The sequence below is a fragment of the Marinifilum sp. JC120 genome (assembly GCA_004923195.1).
Taxonomy (GTDB): domain Bacteria; phylum Desulfobacterota; class Desulfovibrionia; order Desulfovibrionales; family Desulfovibrionaceae; genus Maridesulfovibrio.
Window position 1 is genome coordinate 197555 of the sequence record RDSB01000003.1, and the last position, 24893, is coordinate 222447.

The 24893-nt window shown below is 48.0% G+C and carries 22 protein-coding genes; 7 read left to right on the forward strand and 15 right to left on the reverse strand.

The features are described from left to right. The first annotated feature begins 191 nt into the window (after positions 1-191). A complete protein-coding gene (locus D0S45_05045; GenBank protein ID TIH18586.1) occupies positions 192-2462 on the forward strand; it encodes a GGDEF domain-containing protein in 2271 nt (756 codons plus the stop codon). 304 nt (positions 2463-2766) lie between these two features. Here the strand turns inward: D0S45_05045 and D0S45_05050 are convergent, their stop codons facing one another. From D0S45_05050 to D0S45_05075, 6 genes are all read right to left on the reverse strand, one after another. Further along, positions 2767-4959, reverse strand: a complete 2193-nt coding sequence (locus D0S45_05050) for an ATP-dependent RecD-like DNA helicase (protein TIH18587.1) — start codon at positions 4957-4959, stop codon at positions 2767-2769. A gap of 181 nt (positions 4960-5140) precedes the next feature. After that, positions 5141-5746 (reverse strand): recombination protein RecR, encoded by a 606-nt coding sequence (gene recR, locus D0S45_05055; GenBank protein TIH18588.1) that lies wholly within the window; start codon positions 5744-5746, stop codon positions 5141-5143. A gap of 118 nt (positions 5747-5864) precedes the next feature. Next, positions 5865-6176, reverse strand: a complete 312-nt coding sequence (locus D0S45_05060; protein TIH18589.1) for a YbaB/EbfC family nucleoid-associated protein — start codon at positions 6174-6176, stop codon at positions 5865-5867. Positions 6177-6245: 69 nt separating this feature from the next. Then, complete coding sequence (gene dnaX, locus D0S45_05065) at positions 6246-8177, reverse strand: DNA polymerase III subunit gamma/tau (GenBank protein ID TIH18590.1); 1932 nt, start codon at positions 8175-8177, stop codon at positions 6246-6248. Positions 8178-8338: 161 nt separating this feature from the next. After that, positions 8339-9262, reverse strand: a complete 924-nt coding sequence (locus tag D0S45_05070; GenBank protein ID TIH18591.1) for a branched-chain amino acid transaminase — start codon at positions 9260-9262, stop codon at positions 8339-8341. 229 nt (positions 9263-9491) lie between these two features. Further along, positions 9492-9800, reverse strand: a complete 309-nt coding sequence (locus tag D0S45_05075; GenBank protein ID TIH18592.1) for a glycoside hydrolase — start codon at positions 9798-9800, stop codon at positions 9492-9494. Between the two features lie 340 nt (positions 9801-10140). On the opposite strand from D0S45_05075, the gene D0S45_05080 reads away from it, so the two are divergent. The 5 genes from D0S45_05080 to D0S45_05100 all read left to right on the forward strand — a co-directional run bounded on the left by D0S45_05080 (position 10141) and on the right by D0S45_05100 (position 15418). After that, a complete protein-coding gene (locus D0S45_05080) occupies positions 10141-11316 on the forward strand; it encodes an aminotransferase class I/II-fold pyridoxal phosphate-dependent enzyme (GenBank protein ID TIH18593.1) in 1176 nt (391 codons plus the stop codon). Between the two features lie 89 nt (positions 11317-11405). Beyond that, positions 11406-12695 (forward strand): homoserine dehydrogenase, encoded by a 1290-nt coding sequence (locus tag D0S45_05085; GenBank protein ID TIH18594.1) that lies wholly within the window; start codon positions 11406-11408, stop codon positions 12693-12695. Between the two features lie 9 nt (positions 12696-12704). Beyond that, positions 12705-13886: a cofactor-independent phosphoglycerate mutase gene (locus D0S45_05090; protein ID TIH18595.1), complete on the forward strand. Its 1182-nt coding sequence runs from the start codon at positions 12705-12707 to the stop codon at positions 13884-13886. Between the two features lie 2 nt (positions 13887-13888). Beyond that, complete coding sequence (locus D0S45_05095) at positions 13889-14299, forward strand: acyl-CoA thioesterase (GenBank protein TIH18596.1); 411 nt, start codon at positions 13889-13891, stop codon at positions 14297-14299. A 333-nt stretch (positions 14300-14632) separates the two neighbouring features. After that, complete coding sequence (locus tag D0S45_05100) at positions 14633-15418, forward strand: amidohydrolase (protein ID TIH18643.1); 786 nt, start codon at positions 14633-14635, stop codon at positions 15416-15418. A gap of 41 nt (positions 15419-15459) precedes the next feature. On the opposite strand, the gene D0S45_05105 is transcribed toward D0S45_05100, so the two are convergent. The 9 genes from D0S45_05105 to D0S45_05145 all read right to left on the reverse strand — a co-directional run bounded on the left by D0S45_05105 (position 15460) and on the right by D0S45_05145 (position 23476). Beyond that, positions 15460-15963, reverse strand: a complete 504-nt coding sequence (locus tag D0S45_05105; GenBank protein TIH18597.1) for a DUF2867 domain-containing protein — start codon at positions 15961-15963, stop codon at positions 15460-15462. Then, the gene (locus D0S45_05110; protein ID TIH18598.1) at positions 15960-16427 is read right to left on the reverse strand and encodes a pyridoxamine 5'-phosphate oxidase family protein; all 468 of its coding nucleotides are present in this window, start codon (positions 16425-16427) and stop codon (positions 15960-15962) included. The genes D0S45_05105 and D0S45_05110 overlap by 4 nt, the downstream gene beginning before the upstream one ends. 16 nt (positions 16428-16443) lie before the next feature. After that, positions 16444-17013: a TetR/AcrR family transcriptional regulator gene (locus tag D0S45_05115; GenBank protein ID TIH18599.1), complete on the reverse strand. Its 570-nt coding sequence runs from the start codon at positions 17011-17013 to the stop codon at positions 16444-16446. Between the two features lie 159 nt (positions 17014-17172). Next, the gene (locus tag D0S45_05120) at positions 17173-17670 is read right to left on the reverse strand and encodes a cytochrome C (GenBank protein ID TIH18600.1); all 498 of its coding nucleotides are present in this window, start codon (positions 17668-17670) and stop codon (positions 17173-17175) included. A 507-nt stretch (positions 17671-18177) separates the two neighbouring features. After that, complete coding sequence (locus D0S45_05125) at positions 18178-19719, reverse strand: ABC transporter ATP-binding protein (protein ID TIH18601.1); 1542 nt, start codon at positions 19717-19719, stop codon at positions 18178-18180. A gap of 8 nt (positions 19720-19727) precedes the next feature. After that, complete coding sequence (locus D0S45_05130; protein ID TIH18602.1) at positions 19728-20648, reverse strand: ABC transporter permease; 921 nt, start codon at positions 20646-20648, stop codon at positions 19728-19730. Between the two features lie 12 nt (positions 20649-20660). Beyond that, positions 20661-21719: an ABC transporter permease gene (locus tag D0S45_05135; GenBank protein TIH18603.1), complete on the reverse strand. Its 1059-nt coding sequence runs from the start codon at positions 21717-21719 to the stop codon at positions 20661-20663. 6 nt (positions 21720-21725) lie between these two features. Next, the gene (locus tag D0S45_05140; GenBank protein ID TIH18604.1) at positions 21726-22805 is read right to left on the reverse strand and encodes a BMP family ABC transporter substrate-binding protein; all 1080 of its coding nucleotides are present in this window, start codon (positions 22803-22805) and stop codon (positions 21726-21728) included. A 173-nt stretch (positions 22806-22978) separates the two neighbouring features. Continuing rightward, on the reverse strand, positions 22979-23476 hold the full coding sequence (locus D0S45_05145; protein ID TIH18605.1) for a xanthine phosphoribosyltransferase: 498 nt from the start codon (positions 23474-23476) through the stop codon (positions 22979-22981). Positions 23477-23809: 333 nt separating this feature from the next. Here D0S45_05145 and D0S45_05150 point away from each other — a divergent pair, with 333 nt between their 5' ends. Beyond that, the gene (locus tag D0S45_05150; protein ID TIH18606.1) at positions 23810-24892 is read left to right on the forward strand and encodes a GGDEF domain-containing protein; all 1083 of its coding nucleotides are present in this window, start codon (positions 23810-23812) and stop codon (positions 24890-24892) included. Position 24893 lies beyond the last annotated feature (1 nt).

A 24893-nucleotide genomic window follows, 5' to 3' on the forward strand; every position in this document is an offset into this window, starting at 1 on the left:
CAATTATGAATTAAGAGATATTAAGATTAAATAATATTCCTGTCCTACAATAATGCTGCAACAAATCTTAAACACATTGTAACAACACAGTAACAACCGACTCCAAATTGAGCGTACTTTTTTCGCATTGTTATTGAAACTAATTCTCACACGACTAACAAGCTGAGCACTGTCATCTGACGGGGATACACATGTTACAATTATTAAAGAAAAAAGCGGCCGATTTATACGATACCACCGAGAAAAGAATGAGCATTATAGAAGGTCCGGGCATCGGGAGTCTTATTCAAAATGTAGGTTGGCTCAACATATTATATTTCGCAATTCAGGACTTTCCAATCCTCTCAGCCATGTACGGCTCTGAATGGGCGTACCAACTGGAAAAGGGGATAAGTTCCGCCATCATCGAAGAAGGAAAAGAAAACCTGCATCACAATGATTTTCACATATTTTCCTTCAATGCCGGTGAATTCTTTCTGCTGGACCCCACAGAGACAAAACACACCTTATCCCTGCAAGAACTGGCTTATCAATTCAAAGTGAACACTGAAAACAAACTGAGAATTGACCAGATAGGTCGCACAGGCAACAATATTACCATTAACAGCGGATACTCATCATTTCATGCTGAACATTCAAATGACAAACTGTGGTCAAATTTCCTTTCAGCTATTGGTGAAGCACGCCTTGAAGCTCAAAAAAGTGTCGATATATCCAAGCTTGAATTAAGTAATGAATTTAACGACATCATAATTAATTCCGATATCCGCTGCCATTACCAGCCCATAGTAAACCTGAACGATAAATCTATCCACGGCTGGGAAGCCCTGGCAAGGGGACCGCAAAACTCACCATTCCGATCCCCTTTGACCCTTTTCGACATGGCTGAAAAACTGGGCAAACTGTTCCAGCTTGAAAAACTCTGCCGTGAAGCTGCCATCAAAACATTCGGGGATCATAATCCTCAGCACAAACTTTTCCTCAATATCCATCCCAGAACAATTGTCGACCCCAACTTCACCACCGGAGAGACCAAGCGTCTTTTGGAAAAATGGGGACTCAAACCGGGCAACATCGTCTTTGAAATAACTGAAAGACACAGCGTGAAGGACTTCACAACTTTTCGCAAAACTTTGGATCACTATCGCAACCAAGGCTATCTGGTTGCCATTGACGATGCCGGAACCGGATATTCCGGTCTGACTTCCATCGCTGAAATCAAACCAGACTACATCAAGATGGATAAGTCTTTTGTCGACAACATCGAGACCAATCAGGTCAACCGGGCCTTGATCGACACCTTCACCGACTTTGCGGAAAAAATCGGCGGTAAACTAATCGTAGAGGGAGTGGAAACACAGGAACAAGCCCTGACATTAGTAGATATGGGGGTGCATCTGGGACAGGGTTATTTCTTCGCCCGTCCGCAGCGAGAGAAACCCCAACTAAGTACTGAAACCCTGAACCTGCGCAGAACCTCCGATCTAGTAACCAATACTGGCACCTACGGAATCCCGGTAAAAAATCTGGTCAACAAGGTGGAATCTGTTGAATCAGATACCCCGGTGCCCATGGTGCAGCAGACTTTCAAGGAAACCAACAACCTGAGTAGCATCGTGGTGGTAAAAAACAACTACCCCTGCGGTCTGGTCATGGAATACAATCTGAACAAGCATCTTTCAGGCAAGTACGGTGTCGCCCTATACTCCAACAAGCCCATTTCATCTGTAATGGATGACGGGCCGCTCATAGTTGACCTTGAAACCACCGTGGAAAAAGTATCCCAGCAAGCCATGGCCCGGGCCAGAAAACAAGCCTACGATGATGTAATCATCACGCGGAAAGGACAACTGATGGGTACGGTTTCAGTACAACGTCTGCTGGACACACTGGCCCACGCACAAGTGGAAATGGCTAAAGGAACAAACCCGCTCAGCGGTCTGCCCGGCAATCTCGACATTGAAAAAGAAATCGATCGCCGCATGAAAGCAAAGGAAAAGTACAGCATCATTTACGCCGATCTCGATAACTTCAAGGTCTACAACGATACCTACGGCTTCAAAAACGGGGACAAAATAATCCTTCAAATCAGTAAAGTAATATCATGGGCCAGCAAAAGACATGGAGCCAGTGGTGATTTCGTTGGTCATATCGGAGGGGACGATTTTGTCATGGTCACCCATCCCGTGAAAGCTGAACGACTCTGTAAATCCGTAACCCGCATTTTCAAAAGACTGGCCAAACACAATTACAATGAAACTGACGCCAAGAAAGGCTGGATGGAAGGTAAAGGGCGCAACGGTTCCATCTCCAGATTTCCGCTAGTATCAGTGTCTCTTGCAATTCTCGATTGCGAACCGGATCAGAATCTCATGGAAATCGGCGAACAGGCCGCATCCCTTAAGAAATGGGCCAAGTCCATCGAAGGCAACTGCTGGGTTCGCGAAAGAAGAAGAAAATAGCACTTTGATGCGCTACGCGCTTTTAATTAAAAAGATTATGCCTCCGGCGGCCAAAGAAACTTTTTGAAAAAAGTTTCTCTAGACTCTTCAAAAACTTTTATTAAGGCTTCGCCGCTTCGTTTAGAGCAACCCGTAAAAATAAAAATCGCAGCAGCATACATGCTATTGCGATTTTTATTTCGGAAACCGTTCTACCACGCTAAATGCGAAGCATACTGAAAGGTTTTGAAAGGGATGGGGTCTGGGGAAGGGAAAACTTTTGCAAAAATTTTCCCTTCCCCAGCCGCCGGAGGCATTCATATGCCTACAATAAATTTTCGTCGAAAATCTGCTTGATACGGTAGCGCAGGTTGGTAAACCGCTTGCCTGCGGTAACGTTATTCAGCCCGATATGAAAAGCCCGTTTGCTGCCGATAAGAACTGCCAGCTTGCGGGCACGAGTCAAACCGGTATAAAGCAGATTACGCTGCAAAAGCATATAGTGCTGGGAAACAATGGGCATAACCACTGCCGGGTATTCACTACCCTGCGACTTATGCACACTGACCGCATAGGCGAGGGTCAATTCATCCAGCTCAGCAAGCTCGTAATGCACAATATTACCGTCAAACTCGGCGGTGAGTTCATTATCTTCAGTATTAATATACATGACCCGGCCAAGATCGCCGTTGAATACTTCCTTGTCGTAATTGTTGCGCAGTTGCAAAATACGGTCACCCACACGGTATTCAACAAAACCGCGCTTAAGTCCCTTGCCATTTCCGGGATTAAGTTTTTCCTGCAACACAGCATTCAGCTTCTGGGTTCCCACATCCCCTTTATGCATGGGAGTCAGCACCTGCACATCGGTCATGGGATCGAGACCGTACCGCTCAGGAATCCGCTCGCAAACGGTCTGAACAATCATCTCCTGCACCTTTTGCGTAGACTCCTGCGGGATCCAATAAAAATCAGCCTCCGGTGCTTCTGCCGGATGAGGCATAGGAAATTCGCCGTCATTAATGCGGTGAGCGTTAACAACAATATAGCTTTCCTGCGCCTGCCGAAAAATATGGTTCAGCACTGCACTATGCACCTGTCCGCTCTGCAACAGATCGGAAAGTACGTTGCCCGGTCCAACTGACGGCAGCTGGTTCACATCGCCCACAAAAATAACCCGGCAAGTCAGCGGAACAGCACGCAACACCGCAAGACAAAGCTGAGCATCGAGCATGGAAGCCTCATCCACAACAAGCACATCCGCCTTAAGCTTCTGATCCTCATTGTAATAAAAACCGCCATCATCCGGGGTAAACTGCAACATGCGATGGATGGTGGAAGCCTGCCGTCCGGTAGCCTCGGAAAGCCTTTTAGCCGCACGCCCGGTGGGAGCAGCAAGTTTGACCTTCAGCCCCAGCTCTTTAAGAGTCATGACCACGGCGCGGGTGATGGTTGTCTTACCTGTACCCGGCCCTCCGGTGATGATGAAAAATTTATTTACGCAGGCCTCAAAAACCGCCTCGCGCTGTTCATCTGAAAGCTCAAAACCAAGCTCGGATTCAACTTCGGGCAGAGTCTTTTCCACCTTCTCCCGGCTCACCGGGGAGGGATGACTGACCAGCCCATGCAGACGTTTGCATATCTCCCGCTCAAAACGGTAAAAATGCATCAGAAAGACCGCTTCATCAATGTCCTGTTCCGGCAGATTTTCCACCCGAACCCTTTTGCGCTCTTCCAATGAAAAAATACCTTCGCTGATCAACTCCAGATCAACGCCGCCCAGCATTTTAGTCACATCTCCAATCAACTTATCTTTTGGACGAAACATATGTCCGCCCCGCTCGCTTACTGAAAACAGCGAATAAACAATGGCTGCTTCAATGCGTTGCGGCGAATCAGGCGCAAAACCAAGTTTAAGGGCCATGGTATCAGCTGTTTTAAAGCCGATACCCCGGATTTCATAGGCCAGTTCATAAGGATTTTCACTGATCTTAGTAACCGACTGTGCGCCGTAGAGATTGAAAATTTTTGCAGCGTAGGTAGGCGGCACTTCATGGGTGTGCAGAAAAACAATCAGATTCTTGATTTCGCGCTGGGATGACCACGATTCCTTGATCGCTTCGAGCTTCTTTTTAGAAATACCTTTGATCTTGAGTAGTTTTTCCGGTTCATCATCAAGAACATCCAGCACTTCAATGCCAAATGTTTTGACCATATCCGTAGCTATGGATTCACCAATGCCCTTGATGGAAGACGATTTCAAAAATCGGATAACCCCGGCCTCGGTTGCCGGACGGATTCTTTCATAAAAATCGGCCTCGAATTGACGGCCGAATTTAGGGTGCTGTTTCCAGCGGCCGTGGAGTTCAACGGATTCGCCGGGTGTGAGAGAACCCAGAACTCCCACAACCGTGATCTGCATCGGTTCGTCCTTGGATGAGACACGGGCTACAATGTAACCGTTCTCTTCATTATGATAAACAACTGTCCGGACTTCACCAGTTAATATATCCGACATCAATTGGTCCTATATAGGCCTCCGGCGGCCTCGCGGGGGCGTAATTAGATGCGCTACGCGCTTTTTTAGTGAAAGAAATTTGCCTCCGGCGGCTTAAACCCTTTTCCAAAAGGGTTTAAGAATCCCAAAACATTTTAGTGGTTTTGAATTGAGACAACTTATATATCTGTGCGTTTTTTATCTACAACTTCTGGCGGTATTCCAGTGACTGCCGTAGCGTTTCTTTGTCTGTGTATTTTACTTCTGATCCGATGGGGATGCCCTGCGCTAAACGGGAAAGTTCGATTCCGGGAAATTTTGATTCAACCATATTTTTGATGAATGAAGCTGTGGCTTCGGCATCAACTGTCGCGCCCAGTGCAAGGATGAGTTCCTTGACTTCACCCTTGGCAAGACGTTCTTCAAGCTTCTGAAACTCAAGCTGCTGCGGTGTCACCCCATCCAGCGGTGAAAGCAGGCCACCCAGCACCAGATAGTAGCCGCGATAAAGCCCCATTTCCTCGATTGCCAGCAGCGAATCCCATTCCGAAACAAGACAAAGCTTGTCATGTTCGCGCTTGGGATCGGAACAGATCTTACAAGGACAGGTATCAGTAATGCTGGAGCACTGCTCACAGATACAAAGCTTCTCACGCAGATCAATCACGCTCTGCCCGATGCCTGTAACTTTCTCTCTAGGCATCTTCAGCATGGTCAACGCAATTCTCAAGGCTGACTTAGGCCCAAGGCCGGGCAGCTTAGCCAACTCCTGCGCTACTACACGTAACGGCTCAGGTAAATTTTCCATAAAATATATAGTTCATCCAAACACGGACGCGAAGCCCGATAAAAGTTTTGGAAGGGGGAGTCCAGAGGGGGAAACTTTTTACAAAAAGTTTCCCCCTCTGGCCGTCGGAGACATTTACTTAGAACATTCCAGGAATATTCATACCGCCGGTGATGGAAGACATTTCGGACTCCATCATGGCTTTTGCTTTTTTGTTGGCGTCATTGACGGCTGCAAGAACGAGATCCTGAATCATTTCTACGTCTTCAGGGTCAACTATGGCAGGATCAATTTTGATTTCAAGCACTTCGGAAGAACCGTTAACTTTTACGTTAACCATTCCGCCACCTGCGGAGCTTTCCACTTCGCGGGTCTTGAGTTCATCCTGCAAAGCAGTCATTTTACGCTGCATAACCTGAGCCTGACGTACGAGATCGTTCATACCTTTCATTATATTACTCCTTGAGATTATTAACTTGTTCTTTCCACAATGGACTGCCGGGAAATCCCGTCAATCCGACTAGATATCTTTGCGCGGATCAATGGAAATGATGCTGGCCCCGAAGGACTCAATCACCCTTTTCACATCAGGATGGGCTTCCACCTCATCACGAATCTCCTGCCTGCTCTTGCGCTTACCCTTCTGACTAATCTGGATTTCCAATTCAGTTTCAGGGCCGAAATATTCTGCGGCAAGCCGAGAAATAACACCACGTGTTTCACGTCCGGCAACCTGCCCTTGATGAAACGGATTGGCGCAAGTCAAAATCAGCTTGTCGTCAATAAATTCACCCTTGCATTTGCTCAAACCGGACGTAGAACCATTAGCCCCACGATCGGCAACAAATTGCAAAAAGCCCTTGAAATCACGAGGACCACTGACCTCTGAGGGAAATGTCGGCTTAGCCGGGACAGGATCAGACGGAACTGATTCCAGCGGTGCAACCGTCTCCGGTGCCTGGTTTTCCGATTCAGGAACAGGAGGATTTAAATCATTCTCAGTCTGTAAACCTGCCGCATCCGGAAGGGAGGAATCATCAGCTCCCATATCGTTTGTTGAACGATTACCGGCGGGAGAACCGGACTCAGTGCGGCCCATGGGACGACCGTTACCGGCTCCCATTCCTTGCGGTTGCATGGAATGATTCTGCGGAGGAACCTGCTGCTGTTGCATCCCCTGCTGCCCGCTCCCTTGCCACGGCGGAGTCTGCCCGCCCTGCTGTCCACCGGAGGGATGTCCGCTCGGCGGCTGGTTTGGCGAAGGGGTCTGCGGCGGTGCCTGATTAACAGGAGCCGCAGGTGCAGATTGCGGAGCAGGTGCTGCCGAAGCTAACGCCCCGGCCCGTTCCAAGGAAATAAGGTCAGTAAGACTTGTCATGTTGAGCAAAAGCAATTCCAAAGCCATGGCCGGTTCAAGACTGGTCATAACCTTGCGCTGTCCGTCCACGGTCATCTGCCAGCAGGCATGAATGAATGAACGGTCAAAGGTCTGGGCCCATTTCATGAACTCCACTGCTTCCTCGGAAGAAAGCCCGAGCAGCGGTACTGCCCGTTCCCCCGACTGATTGAGCAAAAACATATTCCGCCAGCAGTTGCCCAGTTCGCGGATAAAAAATCCAAGATCAAGTCCGCGCCCGAGAACCTGCTGAACTGTTTCGCCCACGGAAACAAGATCACGCGAATGAATTGCCTGCATAAGCGAGAAAAAGACATCCCGCCCGGCAAGACCAAGAATGGAACGCACGTCACCTTCGAGCAACTTCTCACTGCCGAGAGCAAGCACCTGTCCCAGCAGAGACATGGAATCACGCACACTGCCTGCTCCGCGCTTGGCAAGAAGGTCAATGGCACCCTGCTCATACTCAATCTTTTCCATATTCAGGATTTTAGAAAGATGGGCAGTAAGCTCATCGTTGGTGAGCATCTTGAAAGCGTAATGCTGACAACGGCTGATGATGGTGGCCGGAAACTTGTGTGTTTCCGTGGTGGCCATGATAAATGTTGCGTGCGGCGGCGGCTCTTCAAGGGTTTTCAGCAAAGCATTGAAGGCCTGCACGGTAAGCATATGCGCTTCATCGATGATAAAAACCTTATAACGGAATTCAATGGGCGCATAGCCGATATCTTCCTTAAGTCTGCGGGCGTCGTCGACCTTACCGTGCGATGCGGCATCGATCTCGACCACGTCCACGCCGACGCCTGCGGTAATCTGGCGACAGTTGTCGCACTCGTTACAGGGTTCCGCAGTTGGTGCGTTTTTGCAGTTAAGTGCCTTGGCAAAAATTCTGGCAATGGTGGTCTTGCCTACCCCGCGTGTACCACTAAAAAGGTACGCGGGAGCAATCTTATCCTGCGCGGCTGCGCGGGAAAGAATTGTTTTGACTGCTTTCTGTCCGGCAACATCGCTAAATGTCTGCGGACGGTATTTTGCTGTCAGATTTGATGTACTCATTCTGTGCCTTCGGCGACCCTGCCGGGGGCCTTAAACCCTTTTTGTAAAAAGGGTTTAAGAATCCCAAAAACTTTTATTATGCTTCGCATTTTTAATTTTAAACACGCTAAAATTATCGATTGCTGACCTATGCAACACAGATCAGCAATCAATATTAGATACTAAATTTCGTAATAATCCAGCCAGCTCTTGTACTCGTCGTTGCCGCCTTTAACAACATTAAAGTACTCTTTCTGGAGGATGGTACCGATGGGACCGCGCTTGCCTTCACCGATAGTGCGGTTATCCACTTCACAGATGGGGGTTACTTCAGCAGCGGTACCGCAGAAGAAAGCCTCGTCAGCAACGTAGAGTTCGTCACGGGTAAAGAGCTGCTCTACCACTTCATAACCGAGATCACGGGCAACCTTCATCAGGCTGGCACGAGTGATGCCGGGAAGTACGGAAGTAAGCGGAGTGGTCTTGATCACATTATCTTTAACGATAAAAATGTTCTCGCCGGTAGCTTCGGAAACAAAACCGGAGGTATCGAGCATGAGAGCTTCGTCATAACCGTCCTGCACAGCTTCAACCTTTGCGAGGATGGAGTTGACGTAGTTACCGCAAGCCTTGGACTTGGTCATCATGGAGTTTACGTGATGACGGTTGAAAGAAGAGGTCTTAACGCGGATACCCTTTTCAAGAGCTTCTTCACCAAGGTAAGCACCCCAAGGCCATGTTGCGATGCAGACACGGATTGGGTTCTTGCCGGGATGTACGCCCATGGCACCGTCGCCGATGAATACGAGGGGACGGATGTAACCTTCTTTAAGGCCGTTCACTTTCAGGGTTTCGAGAATTGCATCATGAATTTCTTCAACAGTGAAAGGAATGGTAATTCCGAGAATCTTTGCGGAATCGAAAAGACGAACCACATGCTCACGCAGCCTGAAAACAGCAGACTTTCCGTCCACGGTTGCGTATGCGCGGATACCTTCGAAAACACCGGCACCGTAGTGCAGGGTATGGGTAAGCACGTGAACCTGTGCGTCATCCCAGTTAACCAATTCACCGTCAAACCAGATTTTTTCTGCTTTTTGAACCATTATGTCCCCCTAATTTTCTTCTATAAATATAGTAAGCAAAGACCCAATTACGACTTGCTTGATTACAACAGCGAACAACAGAATAAATGAAGCTAAAAAAAAGAGGGTCCAAGGTCAAGGAGGAACGGGTAGATCAAGGTCAGGAAATGATAAAAAACAGAATAGGGAAGCACAAAAAGGGCGAAAGCCGCTGAACTTCCGCCCGTATATTTCGATCATCACTGGAACTCTAAACGCTAACCACCGAATTTTCTGAGTCTCCATAAGGAGTCATTTCAGTTCGGTCCGGGTCGGTATCATTGAACCAGACATTCTCCCCGGCAAAATAACGAAACTGGTAATCACGCCCGGTTTCAAGATCCACGGTCACAGTATACTTGCCGCTTTTCAGCTTTTTCATAGGAATGGAACTTTCATCCCAACCATTAAAATCGCCAACCAGATAAATGGCTTCACCGTTTTCAATCTGATCCTTTTCCACATCAAACTTAACCTTGCACACAGGCTTGGTCTTAAGAAATTTCTTGGAAAGAGCCACAGGAACCTCCTGCTGGTTTTAAAATTTCAAAAATTCAGTGATAAAATTTTTTCTTATAATAATTAATCCCGTTTTTTTTTTAATGTCAACATTCACGAAAAAAAATTCATCTAAACGTCACTTCGTCTTCCACAAATAATCTTCTGCAAAAAATCTATTTTACCTAATTTTACCCCAGAAAAAAATCATTTTAAGAAAAATTTATTACTTAAAATTCAAGACTGACCAACAAATATACAAACAAAAAAGACACAGATCATTCAAATAATAATTTTGACAGCAACTGGCCCCACGGTTACATATCATCTTTAAGTTTATATTTTATTTAGGAGTAACGACCATGGATAAATTTCCAAGAGTTCACCGGCTGCCCCCCTATGTGTTTGCCAAGGTGAACGAACTGAAAATGCAGATGCGCCACGAAGGCGAAGACATCATCGACCTCGGTATGGGGAACCCGGATCTCCCCACCCCTCAGCACATTGTAGACAAGCTGGTTGAAGCGGCGAACAAGCCTGCCAACCATCGCTACAGCGCGTCAAAGGGAATCAAAGGTCTGCGCAGAGAAATGGCGCTTTGGTATAAAAGAAGATATGACGTTGAACTGGATTATGATCAGGAAGTGGTCGTTACCATGGGCGCCAAAGAGGGGCTGGCGCACTTGGCGTTGGTTATGCTTTCACCCGGTGATGTTGTTTTCGCGCCGGACCCGTCCTATCCCATCCACCCTTACGCAAGTATTATTGCCGGAGCGGATGTAAGACGTATTCCCATGGCTCATGACCGTGATTTTTTTGAAGATCTCGAACTGGCAATGCGCCAGACATGGCCCAAGCCGAAACTTCTGATCATCAACTTTCCGCATAACCCTACCGGGATTACCGCAGATATTCCGTTCTTTGAAAAAATCGTCGATTTTGCAAAAGAAAATGATCTGCTGGTCATTCACGACCTCGCCTATGCGGACTTCACTTTTGACGGTTACGAGGCCCCCAGCTTCTTGCAGGCTCGCGGAGCAAAAGACGTAGGAGTAGAATTCTTCTCCCTGTCTAAAAGCTATTCCATGCCCGGTTGGCGTGTGGGATTCTGCTGCGGTAATCAGGAAATGGTACAGGCCCTGACACGCATCAAAAGTTATCTGGATTATGGACTTTTTCAGCCAATCCAGATTGCGGCATGCCATGCCCTTTCCGGCCCGCAGGATTGCGTCCGCGAAATCATGGACGTTTATCAGGACCGCCGCGACGCCCTTTGCGAAGGTTTACAACGCATCGGCTGGGATGTAACTCCTCCCAAAGCAACCCAGTTTGTCTGGGCACCGATTCCTGAGCAGTTCAAGGATCTCGGATCAGTAGAATTCTCCAAGCTGCTGCTGCGCGAATGCAAGGTTGCAGTCGCTCCCGGACTTGGCTTCGGCCACTACGGGGATGACCATGTACGCATGGCCCTTGTGGAGAATAGACAGAGGATCAATCAGGCCGTACGCGGCATGAAAGACCTTTTCGCCAAAGGGTAAAAGATAATTATTCAAATTTCTGGCAGGCTGCGGTATAACGCAGCCTGTCAGTTTTTTTGAACCAAGAGAAATGAATTAATGAGGTTTTAATGCAGACCGTAAAGCTTGCCATTGCCGGATTCGGCACCGTCGGAACCGGACTCGCCCGGATTTTGGAAGAAAATGAAGATGTAATCCTCGCCCGTTGCGGCAAAAAATTTGAGCTTACATCCGTTCTTGTCCGTGACGTAAACAAAAAAAGGGATTTCCTGCCCGGACCTAACGTAAAATTCACCGCCGATCCCGATGAATTCACATCCAGCCCGGATGTTGACATTGTCGTAGAACTCATGGGCGGCACCACCGTTGCCAAGGAAATTGTCATCAAAGCCCTTGAAGCAGGCAAGCATGTAGTCACCGCCAACAAGCATCTGCTGGCTGAGCACGGCATCGAGCTTTTCGAAATCGCCGCCAAAAACAAGGTCGGCCTGTACTACGAATCAAGCGTTGCCGGCGGAATCCCTATCATCCAGTCCATCAAGGAATCACTGGCCGGGAACCGCATTAAATCCATTGTCGGTATTCTTAACGGTACCGCCAACTATATCCTTTCGGAGATGTCCACCAGCGGGCTGGAATTCGATACCGCTCTGGAGCAGGCCACCGAACTAGGCTACGCCGAAGCCGATCCTACCTTTGATATTGAAGGAATCGACGCCGCGCACAAGGTTTGTGTGCTGGCCCGCATTGCTTACGGTAAAGACTACCCCCTTGCTGAACTGCCCATCGAAGGCATCACCAAGGTTGAAGGACAGGACATCCGCTTTGCCCGTGAATTCGGCTACCGCATCAAACTTATCGGCGCAGTACGTGATGTAGGCGGAAAACTTGAAGCTGGCGTTTTTCCGGCACTGGTCAAATATACACTGCTTTTGGCCCGCGTGGGTGGCAACTACAATGCAATACGTGTTGAAGGCAACGCTGTCGGTCCCGCATTTTTCCACGGTCAGGGAGCCGGATCACTGCCCACCGGAAGCGCGGTTCTGGCAGACATCATGGCCCTTGCCAAAACCGACACCCCGGACAACACCGGATTCTGCAACGCTCCCATTAAAAAAGCCGACATCCTCGCTCCTGAACTGGCGACCTCGGAGTACTACTTCCGTTTCACCGTACAGGATAAAGCTGGAGTAATGGCCGCGCTTTCCAAGTGCCTTGCAGAGCATAACATTTCCATTGCGCAGGCCGTACAGAAAGGAAATCCTGAAGAGCGGGACATCCCGGTGGTATTCACCACTCACAAGGCAAGCACCAAGGACGTGAATGCGGCCATTGCCGAAATCGACAAGATGCCTTTTATCACCAAGCCGACTATTTCCATGCGTATTTTAAAAGGATAATTTTTAGATATGAAACTTCTTTTTCTCATTGCTGACGGAATGGGCGGCTGGCCCATTGAGGAACTCGGCAACAAGACCACGCTTGCGGCAGCTAAGACCCCGAACATGGATATGCTGGCCGGAAAAGGCTTGATCGGCACCTGCCGTACCGTACCCAAAGGCATGGCTCCCGGCTCCGACATTGCCAACATGTCCCTGCTGGGCTTCGACCCCGCCACCTACCATACCGGACGCGGCCCTATTGAAGCAGCGGCGCAGGGGCTCAAACTTGGGCCGGATGATCTCGTCTGGCGCATGAATCTGGTCAATATTTCCGATTTTGCTGAAGACGGCACCATGTATGACTACTCCGCCGGACATATCGGAACCGATCAATCAGTGCCGCTGGTGGAAAAGCTGCAAGCCGAACTCGGCAATGATGAATTTACCTTTTATCCCGGTATCCAGTACCGCCATCTGCTGGTGCAGAAAGGCGGGGCCAAAGAAATGGAAGCCGGATTACATATCCGTCCGCCCCATGACCTGACCGACAAGCCCATTGACGAAGATGTCCGCGAATTCGCCAAAAGCCCGCGTCTGGACAAACTGGTCCGTGATGCTGCGAAAGTCCTTGCCGGAAACGGCAGTAAGGCTGTATCCATCTGGCCTTGGGGACAGGGCCGTCCGCTGAACCTGCCGCCTTTTGAAGAAAAGTTCGGCATGAAGGGCGCGGTAGTTTCTGCGGTTGACCTGATTAAAGGACTCGGACACGCTTCCGGCATGGAAGTAATCAATGTGGAAGGAGCCACCGGACTGGTGGATACCAACTACGAAGGCAAAGTCGAGGCAACACTCAAATTCCTCGAACACGGAGATTTCGTCTACGTGCACCTTGAAGGACCGGATGAATCCGGTCATATGGGCAGCGTGGAAGATAAAATCAAATCCATTGAGCGTTTTGATTCCCGCATTGTAGCTCCGCTGCTGGAAAAATATCCGCTGGATAAAGCCAACTACGTAATCACTTGCGATCACTTCACCCCGATCGAAACAAGAACCCACGATGAAACCCCGGTTCCCTTCATCATGACCTCACCGCGCTGCATTGCTTCCGGTGAGAAATCATTCACTGAAGAAACCGCAGACCGCGCCGGAATCATTATCCCCGACGGCCATGATTTCATGCAGTGGGTGCTGAACAAGACCAGATAATCATGAATAACGAATTCCCAAATCCACATTCATGGCTGGCTCATAGTGTTTCCTACGGTGAGACCGATGCCATGGGTGTGGTTTATTACGCAGAATACCTGCACTTTTTTGAACGGTCCCGTTCGCTTTTCATTCGCGAACGGGGCATGAGCTATGCCACGGTTGAAGAACGCGGCATCTACCTGCCCGTGCGTGAGGCCAACTGCCGTTACCGCATCCCGGCCCATTACGATGACCAGCTCAGTATTCAAGTCGGCATCAGCGAATGGAAGCGAGCTTCCATCAAATTCATCTACGATATCTACAAAGATGACCGCTCAAAGCTTATTGCAAGCGGTTTTACCGAGCATGCCTGCGTCAACAAAGACGGCAGGCCCGTACGAGTACCGGAATGGCTTAAAGAAATATTTTAATGTCTCCGACGGCCCTTCGGGAACCAGAGGAGAGGGGAAAACACTTTTTGGCGTGAGCAAAAGGGTTTTCCCCTCTCCTCTGGACTCCTCTCCCCTTTTCCAAAACGCGTTAGTAACGCTTTCGCATGTAGGGAGCGACAAATCTAAACATAAAAAAATAAACTTCCCCGCCTAACTGGTATGGGGAAATTTTCTTTTGCATACCCTCTCTCAATTTTCTCCCCCCGACGGCGAAGCCTTATCAAAAAGTTTTGAAGGGATGGGGTCTTGGGAAGGGAAACTTTTCCCAAAAGTTTCCCTYCCCCAGCCGCCGGAGGCCAAAAAGGACTTACCATGTATTACGACGTTCATACTCATGCATTCCACCCTAAAATTGCAGACAAAGTTATTACCCAGCTCCACGACCATTACGGCATCACCGCAGTGGGTAACGGACACCCTGAAGATTTGCTGAACCGTGCCACGCGTGCAGGTCTGGACCGGGTCATCATCCATACCGCTGCGACCGCTCCGGATCAGGTCATCCCGGCCAACAACTGGTCCATAGAGCTGGCAAAATCCGATGAACGCATTGTCACCTTCGGAACCATGCACCCGGACTATGCTGATCCTGAAAAAGAATTTGCAAGGCTGGAACGAAACGGCATCAAGGGTTTGAAATTTCACCCCGATTTTCAGGGATTTTTCATGGACGACCGCAAATTTTACCGCATCATGGAAATGGTGCAGGGCCGCTTTGTGTGCATGTTCCATATCGGGGACAGACTTCCGCCTGAAAAAAATCCATCCTGCCCGCTGAAGCTGAAAAAACTGCTCCAGAACTTCCCCCACCTGAAAGCAATCGGCGCGCACATGGGCGGGTTATACCACTGGAAAATGGTCGCAGAAGAACTGGCAGGCATGGACGTTTATTTCGACACCTCCAGCTGTCTACCCTTCATGGATAAAAAAGTACTTCATGAAATTATCGCCAAACACCCACGCGAACAGATTCTGTTCGGCAGCGACTACCCGCTCTTTGATCCGCAGGATTCAATGAAAGAATTACAACACGCACTTAAGCTGAAAGACAGTGAATTGGAACTACACATGAGTGCAGTGGAATCTCTGCTTGAATAAAAACTAAAGCGCACAAGTAATTACCTTGTGCGCTTTTTTATTCATTCTGCCGCGTACTTACCCATAAAAAAGACCACTAAATGACTAAACGGCTTGATCAGGTTGAAATAAACCGGCCCAGTCCAATGCTTATAACGGACAATTGTAAAAACATGGTAATGATGCGAACCGTTTTCAGCAGGCTCAGAAACCACTCCGATATATCCAATGAGATGCTTATCCTCGGCCTCGCCGATCCAGAATTTATTCGCTTCAAAATCAACTGAATTAAAAAAATCTACCTGCCCGCCACGGTTGAAATCGTAATCAGAAACTTCAAGACCGTGATTCATAAACTCATCATGCTTGAGACCCATTATTTTGGCCAGTACGCCTCTGACTTTGTATAGAAATGTCAGCCACCCCGGTTTGTAGGACATCAAACGGATCAAAAAATCTTCCATGTCACGACGGCTGTCAAAGACTCGGCAATGAATGTGATCGGCATTCGCGCTAAGTTTATGTATTTGGGGAATTAAATTTAAGATTGCTATTGACTTACTCATGGATTCATCCTCCCGGCCTCAAGCCCTTCAATACGCAACACATCGAATTCACGAACCATATTCATATCCTTCCAGAGAAGATCATGTCCCTTGAAAAAACGATACATACTAACCTTGCCAAGGAAATTATCAATCTCCGCCTGAGTTGCTTTTCTCCTTACCCCTGTATGGCAAAATAGCCGCAGGGCAGGCTGAGACGGAAAACGCCCTTTCCACAAAGATTTAATCCAGAATCCCGCACCCGGCTGGGCTGCCATGAGAGTCATGCGCGCATCACGTTCAATGTTTTCGCGCATTGTTTTGGGGAATTTTTCAAAATAATATCCCTTCCCCTGTTCGGTGAAAGTGACTGAACCGATAGGTGAAATACGTGGAAAACCATCAGCATCCACTGTGCCGAGTGACGCATGCTCCACTTTAGCGAAAAGTTCTTCTACCTCATTCCATAAAATATCTGACTGCATGATACAAACTCCCTTTTTATTTCGCAGGAATTTTGTACAACTCCTGCTTCATTGTTTCGAGAATATGGATATGATCTTTTTCCGAGACATTTGCCCCCATCATACGAACACCTAAAAACATGGAATAGCTTATTTTAGACAGCAGGACTGCCCGCTCAGGATCTCCACTCACCTCTTCAAAAATCGAACGCAAATATTCAATTCGCATACTGTCAACACGCTCAATATACTTCTGTGCAAATGGATCACATAAAGCCCACGCCCTGATACTAGTCTCAGTTCCCGAGGGCAACTTATGTGATTTCTCCACTATCAGGTTGAATCGCTCAATTGCATCAGCACCCTTGTTCGCAGCTTCGATGCTGGCAAGCGTCCATCCTTCCACCCAATATCCGAGCATCCTTTCAAGAAAATCCGCGCGATTTTTGAAGTGATGGTAAAATGAACCTTTTGTCACTTTTAATTTTCGACACAAAGCATCGATAGTCAGTTGCTGCACACTTTCACTTTCAAGCAACTTCAACCCTGCGTCGAGCAGGTCTTCTGCACAATGCCGAACTTCTCGCCTACTTTCCTTCGTGCTCACTTTTCAACTCCTTCTTCAACATACCGTACGGTATGGTATGTCAAAACTATCTGCGTTATAAAAAGATGTCAAGACTATACGTAAAACAAAAAAGAGCCGTCTGCGGGGCAACCACAGACGGCTCAAGCGTACAACCTCGAAAAGTTATGAAATACTTTTTTAGTTGTGTGCTCTGTCCTGCTTGGGGTGACATGCGTTGTTTGCGCAAGGAGCAACAGCAAGATCAGTCTTGCCTTCCTTGTTCATCTTCACATGACAGCCACGACAGCTGATGTCACTCTGAAGGGTATGGAACGCCTTAAAGTAAGAGTTAGGTGCAGCTTTCTGTTTCAGATTGTCATGACAGTCAGCAGCGGCACAGCTCTTGATCTGGGATTTGCCATCCCAAGTGTGGTGACACTTGGCACAGTTAACATCCTGATGGTCGAAGTGAGAAAACTTAACCGGGGTAAAACGAACCTTGTTAAGCACTTCAGGACGTTTGAATTCGAGATTTACGGGAAACCGTACAACCAATTCTTCGGAAATGATTTCTACCTTCTTGTCTCCGGAGATATTAGCAATCTCCTCACTGAGATTACTGGTCGCAGTTGAATACACAATTACGAGAACGGCAAAGACTACAGCCGCTCCAACATACAGAAAATTCGTCTTCATTTTATTCCTCCTCATGAAAGTCGTATCTTCCTAATCAAAATCAGGGATTATTTCAATAAAAATACGTAGATGTATATACTCTGCAACGCCCATAAACAGTGGTTTCAGCGACTACACAACCTAGATTGGGAAAATTTTCACACAAATCTATTTTATGTAAAACAACCTAAATAAACCTCTTTGCAACTACAACTATGTAGATCAACATAATTTCACACAACTCAACACCTTAAAGTTATATTCAGTACGAACGAATTTGAGAAATTTTACACAATACCATAAGCAGCTTTGCCAAAATCAGCATCCACTTACTTAAACTTAGAAGTAAAAAAAAATTCATTTTTTTTCTATAATGACACTTTTTCCTACCCAGTCCTAAATAACGGACATTCATGTGCGGGAATTTATACCCCGTTTTATATTCAAAACAACAAAAAACCCCTCTCTGCATAGCAGAAAGGGGTGTACAATTCTTAAATTATTAAATTCGATTCGAAAAAGAAAGCCTTACTCTCTCACACCAGCCATAAGCAGACCGATGCTGTCTACTTTCTCTTTGTCGTTGACGGAGAATTCATCCATGACCTGTCCACAATACATTACCGCCACGCGGTCAGCCAATTGCAGAGCTTCTCCAAGGTCACCAGTCACAAGCAGCACCCCGGCCATTTTACGGGCTTCCAGCAACCTGTTCCAGACTTCCTCAGTGGCGGAAATATCCAGCCCCTGTGTCGGCTGCTCAGCGACTATCAAGTGCGGCTGGCGATAAAGTTCGCGGGCCAACACCATCTTTTGGAGATTACCGCCGGATAGCTGCCAAGCCAAAGCGCGAATACGTCCGGGACGCACATCAAACTCTTCAACCAATTCTTGAGCTACTTTTGCAGCCTGATCGTGTTTAAGCAACGGGCCTGCGGTAAATCCCTGCCGAGTAGTCAAAAGCAGGTTGTCCACTAAATCAAGATTGCGGGCAGTGGCTAGATCAAGACGGTCCTCCGGGATGTAGGACATGGAATTATTCCACTTCATCTCGGCAAAAAACTTGCGCCACGGCTTGCCCATAATGAAAATTGTATCTTTGGGAGGCTTACGCATACCGCAAACGCCTTCCACAAGTTCCTGCTGACCGTTACCGGCAACACCGACAATAGCAACAACCTCCCCCTTACGCACATCAAGATTGATATCGCGCAGGCCGATTCCGGTCATATTCTTAACTTCCAGAACCTTATCGCCAAGTTCGACTTCTTCCTTGGTCACTTCAAGGAGAACTTCCTTACCGACCATGCGGCAGGCCAGATCAGCCTTGGAAACAATCTTATCGCGGGGAACCTCGGCATCAATGTTGCCTCGGCGCAAAATAGCAACCTCATCGGCAATGGCCATAACTTCTTCAAGTTTATGGCTGATGAAGACCACCGACTTGCCCTGACGGGTCATAGCCCAAAGAGCTTCAAAAAGGCGAAAGGCCTCGCGGGGAGTAAGAACCGCAGTAGGTTCATCAAAAATAAGCACCCTGCTTTCACGGTAAAGTAGCTTAAGGATTTCCACCCGCTGCTTCTCACCCATGGAAAGGGTTGAAACCATGGCTGAAGGGTCAATCTCCAGCTCATAATCTTCAGCCAGCTTGCGGACCCGTTTTTCCATTTCCTTGGGGTTGACGAAAAATCCGCCTTCCTGACCAAGCAGTACGTTCTGGGCAACAGTCATGGTATCTACAAGCATAAAATGCTGGTAAACCATGCCTACCCCGGCCTTAATGGCATCCTTGGAATTGGAAAAATCAACACGCTTACCGTCCACTTCAATATAGCCTTCATCAGGACGAAAGCGTCCGGCAAGCATGGACATGAGCGTACTCTTGCCCGCCCCGTTCTCACCGAGCAGGGCTTTGATGCGACCGGGATAAAGATCAAGTGAAATATCGTTGTTTGCCACCACTTTACCAAAACGCTTGGTGATGCCTTTCAGTGAAATAAGCGGGGCACAACCTTCGAAACCGGTAGCCTTCTGACATTCGGGACGGGTGAAATTCTGTTGAGAGCTCATTGCAGCACCTATCCTTCAGGCTCGATGTTGATTCCCAGATGCGCGGGAGAATTACCGCTACGCCCTCTCATTGCAGAGAAAATCAACACCAGGATGGTCAGGGCATATGGCAGCATCAGGAGCAGAGATGAAGGAATGTGGGTACCTACAGCCTGCAAGCGGAGCTGGAAAGCCATTACCCCACCGAAAAGATAAGCACCGAAAACAGCCCGGCCCGGTCTCCAGAAAGCGAAGATAACCAAAGCAACCGCGATCCAACCACGCCCGCCGGAAAGACCGTTAGCCCAGAGATGGGTATAAGCAAGGGAAAGATAGGAACCGCCCAGTCCGATGAGAAATCCACCACCAAGCAAAGCAATCCAACGTAGACGGATAGCCTTGAGCCCTACTGCGGCTGCGGCTGCGGGCTTCTCCCCAACAGCAGAAATTGCCAAACCGATGCTGGTCCTGTTGATAAACAGCATGAACAGCACCGGAATGATATAGGAAACATAAACAAGGGCATCCTGCTTGAAAAAGATATCCCCGATGTAAGGAATGGCTGAAAGTACGGGAACACTGAACTTATCAAACCCTTCGGTAGCTGTACCGATATACGGGGTTCCGAGAAAGTTGCACAGCCCCACGCCGAGAATGGTCAAAGCCAGACCGGAAACAACCTGATTACCGAGACAGGTGATACAAACAAATCCGTGCAGCGCAGCCATAAATGTTCCGGCTATCCCCCCGGCAATAAAGCCAAGCCACGGATTACCGGTGGTCAGGGTAACAAAAAAGGCGGCAAAAGCAGCCATGCTCATCATGCCTTCGACACCAAGGTTGAGCACCCCGCCCTTTTCAGTGAGGATCTCACCAAGGGTGGCGTAGAGGATCGGTGTTCCGGACTGCACTGTGGCAGCCAGCAGGGGGACAATAAAACTTTCTAGCATTATAGTATCCGACTACTTCTTCTTAACAATCTTATAAGTAACAAACATCTGGCCCGCGAGGACGGACATAAGGATCAGCCCTTCCATAATGGAACCAAATGCTGCCGGGGTCTGCATTTCAAGCTGCATATTTTCAACACCCACCCGCAGTGCAGCCAGCAAATATGCGGCGATGCCTATATAAAGGGGATGCAATCGCGCCAGCCATGCCACAACAATAGCGGTATAACCGTAACCTATCATAATGGAAGGTTGCAGCCTGTTGATGGTAGCGGAAGCTTCTATGCACCCGGCCCAGCCTGCAAGTGCGCCGGAAATAGCCATGACAAGAATAGTCAACATTCCGTAAGGAAGGCGGGAATACATTGCGATTCTTTCGCCCTCGCCAGCAACTTTGATATCAAAGCCGAGACGGGTGAAGCGCATAAATGCCCACATGGCAATACCGGAACCAACGCATACCGCGAATCCCCAATGCAGACGGGTATCACCGATCTGTCCGATAATGGCAGCCGGAGAAAACTCAGCTGTCACCGGAAATCCAAAGCTGGCCGGGTCCTTCCATGCGCCGAACACAAGGTATTCAAGCAGCAGAATAGCAATGTAGTTGAGCATCAGGGTGGAGATAATCTCGTTGACCTGCAATTTAAGCCGCAAAATAGCCGGTATGTAAGCCCAGAAGGCACCAAAAATGGCAGCACAGATGAACATAAGCGGCATGAGCAGATAGCCGGGCAATCCGGGAAAAGTCAAAGCAGCCCACGTAGCCCCGATTGCACCAAGCGCAAACTGACCTTCAGCCCCAATATTCCAGACCTGCATCCTAAAGGCAGTAGCAACACCCAGAGCACAGAGAAAAATGGGAATAGATTTTAAGAGGGCATCTTCCAAAGCCCATGAAGCACCAAAAGACCCCTGCCAAAGCACGAAGAGTCCTTGTACAGCAGATTTACCCTGCAATTCAAGCAGGAGCGCGCTGATCCCGAAAGATAGAACCAGAGCGCCCACGATAATAAACGGGGCGCCCCAGTTCCAGGGTTCGTCACGCTTTTGTAAGCGATAACCCAACATAAATTATTACTTGGTATTCCCGATTACGCCTTCAACAAACCACATCATACCGAGCATTTCAGGATCGGTCATGGATTTTCCGGCGGGAACCATTTCTTTACCGTTCTGGTCCTTAAGGGGACCTACGAAGATTGCGTTGTTGCCTTCAATAATTTCTTTTTTGGCAGCAAGAACTTTGTCCTTAACATTCTGGGGAACCATGGGACCGAAAGGAGCGATGTCCACGATGCCCTGGTCCATACCCCACCACATGGATTCGTTACCCTGCCAGACACCGTCACGAAGCTGTTCAACAGCGTTCTTGAAAAGCGGTGCCCAGTTCCAGACAGCAGCGGTCAGGTGAGCCTTGGGAGCCATTTTGGACATATCGGAGTTGTACGCGATGGAATATTTACCACGTTCCTGAGCAGCTTCCTGCGGGCCGGGGGAATCCTGATGCTGGGTGATAACGTCAGCTTTCATATCCAGCAGGGAGATGGCTGCATCTTTTTCCAGTGCAGGATCGTACCAAGTCTTGGTCCATACTACACGCACGCTAGCTTCAGGGTTAACAGCGCGCACACCGAGGGTGAAAGCGTTGATACCGCGGATAACTTCGGGAATGGGGAAAGCAGCAACGTAACCGATGACGTTGGACTTGGTCATCATACCGGCAACGATACCGGTCAGATAACGAGCCTGATACATACGACCGAAGTAGTTGCTCATGTTAGGGGTGGTTTTGAAACCGGAGCAGTGCAGAAATGCGGTCTTGGAAAATTTTTTGGAAACTTTAACCATGGGGTCCATGTAACCGAAGCTGGTACCGATGATCATGTCGTAACCCTTACGGGCGAAGTTGAGCACAACGCGCTCGGAGTCCGGACCTTCAGCAACAGATTCTACATAGGAAGTCTCAACCCAGGGAAGGGCGTCAATTGCCTTACGGCCCTGATCCTGTGCATAGGAGTAACCTTCGTCACCCACGGGAGAAATGTAAACAAAACCGACTTTAACTTTGTCCTTCTTAGCTCCGGCAAACGCAACAGATGCCAGCATTACGGACATGGCCGCAACAATGGCCATAAGCAGAACTTTACGCATCATCCACTCCTTGAGAATTAGTTAGTAAACCCTGTCGAAGCTCCGTATCAACGAACCTTCCCCTGATTTTGAAAACAAAAAAACAAATACACAACCAGCCCCCGGACTACCTATGTCCGACAGCTGGAAATGCAAATGTCTAATTAACCCTGAACCGTATTAAGACCCTAAAAGTCTTAACTATTGTCTTCCTGACAAACCTTCGCAATGGGCTCAGCGAACTGGGTCTCGCTGTCCCACGGAAAAAGAATCCAGGTATCCTGACTCACTTCAGTAATGAAGGTATCCACTAAAGGACGCCCTTCAGGCTTGGCATAAATAGTGGCAAAGTGGGCCTTGGGAACCATTTCCCGGACCAGCTTGGCAGTGCCTCCGGTGTCGACAAGATCGTCCACCAAAAGCCAACCTTCACCATCGCCTTTGAAATCTTTAAGCACAGTGGCTTTCTTTTCCTGAACTTTCCAATCATAAGTGGAAATGCAGACGGTGTCGATAAGTCTTATATCCAGCTCACGGGCCAGAATAGCCGCAGGAACCAGCCCGCCGCGGGTAATAGCAAGGATACCTTCAAAAGGCCCTTTTTCAAGCAGCCGCCAGGACAAAGCCCTGCAATCACGGTGCAGCTGTTCCCAAGAAATGGGGTACATTTTATTATATCTGTCTGCCTTGGACAATTTATCTTCTCCTTAATTTCCATGCATGCACGCGGTTTTCCCTAGCCCAAGGAATGGACAAGAGCAACATAAAAATAAACGCGATTCCACATTTATGAAAACTCAGGTCCTTCTGATCATTGTTATAAGCTGCGTCAGTTACCATAAAACAACACCTTAAACGGCAACCAACCTTTTAGCAGCAGAAATCTCCTTCCGTCTACCCTGAACAGGTTCTGAATATATTTGCCGGAACCAATTATTCATTTTTGATTTTACATAAAACACAGGCAAGGATAAAAGAAGAAATGGAGCTGAAGAAATTCAATCAACTCAAATCAAAGGTTTATACTTATGAGATTTCAGGATGCCGCCCGTCTGCGTTACAAAATAACCCTACCCCTTATTCTTCTGCTGACCCTGACCGCGCTTTATCTTTTTCATACTATACTTATTGAACGCAAAAACCTCATAGACACCCAAAACCTGCTCAGTGGGTTGCACGCCACAGCAGTAGAAGTACTAACTGCCCCCAATGAGATAAACAATGAATCCACGATACAGATATTCAACTCTATTATTGAAGAATTACAGAACTACCCTGCGGACAGCCGCTTGACCAAGTTGCTGGATAACGAGGACTCAAAACTTTTTGAATCCACTGATAATTTTCTCAAATCCGTAGCTTCCGGTGACAGCAAAGCGATAACCATAGCTACACGCAAACTTGACTCGTCCATAGGTATGGTTTCAGGAGATATCAACAAGATTTCAGACTACTACCATGTTAAGATGGTGAAATATGAATACGGAATCCTGTTTTTGATATGTATTCTCGCAGTGCTCCAGTACTACCTTGTGGATTCTCCAATGCGGAATGAATTAATTCGCTGCGCCCGCGAAAAAGAACTGAGTAAAACCACTATCAAAAAACTTGCCGAACGGGATACCCTGACCAACCTTCCCGGCAGGATGAAATTTTACGAGGAATCGGAAAAAGCAGTTTCAACCGCCACAAGATACGGCTCCGACCTCGTACTCATTAAGATGGATATTCATGATTTTAAAACCATTAACCAGAAACACGGTCAAAAGGTTGGGGACAAAATTCTGGCCGGATTTGCCCGTGTGGTGCGTAAAAATTTAAGACGTCCAGACAGTTTTTACCGAGTCGGCGGGGACAAATTCATAATACTTGCTCCGCACACAAATGTAACCAACGCCAAAAACCTTACTGAAAAAATAAACAAACTGATCACGCACACCAGAAGCCTTAAGGCTGTGCCGTTTCTGATGAATACCGGAATAGCCATGTGCGGACACAAAGAGTCCGCAGAATCCCTGCTCAAAAAAGTTGATCTGGCCCTGAACGAATCCAAAAAATACGGTCCCGGAACCGTATATACCCACCCTGAATCTGCAAAGAATGTTGAGTAAC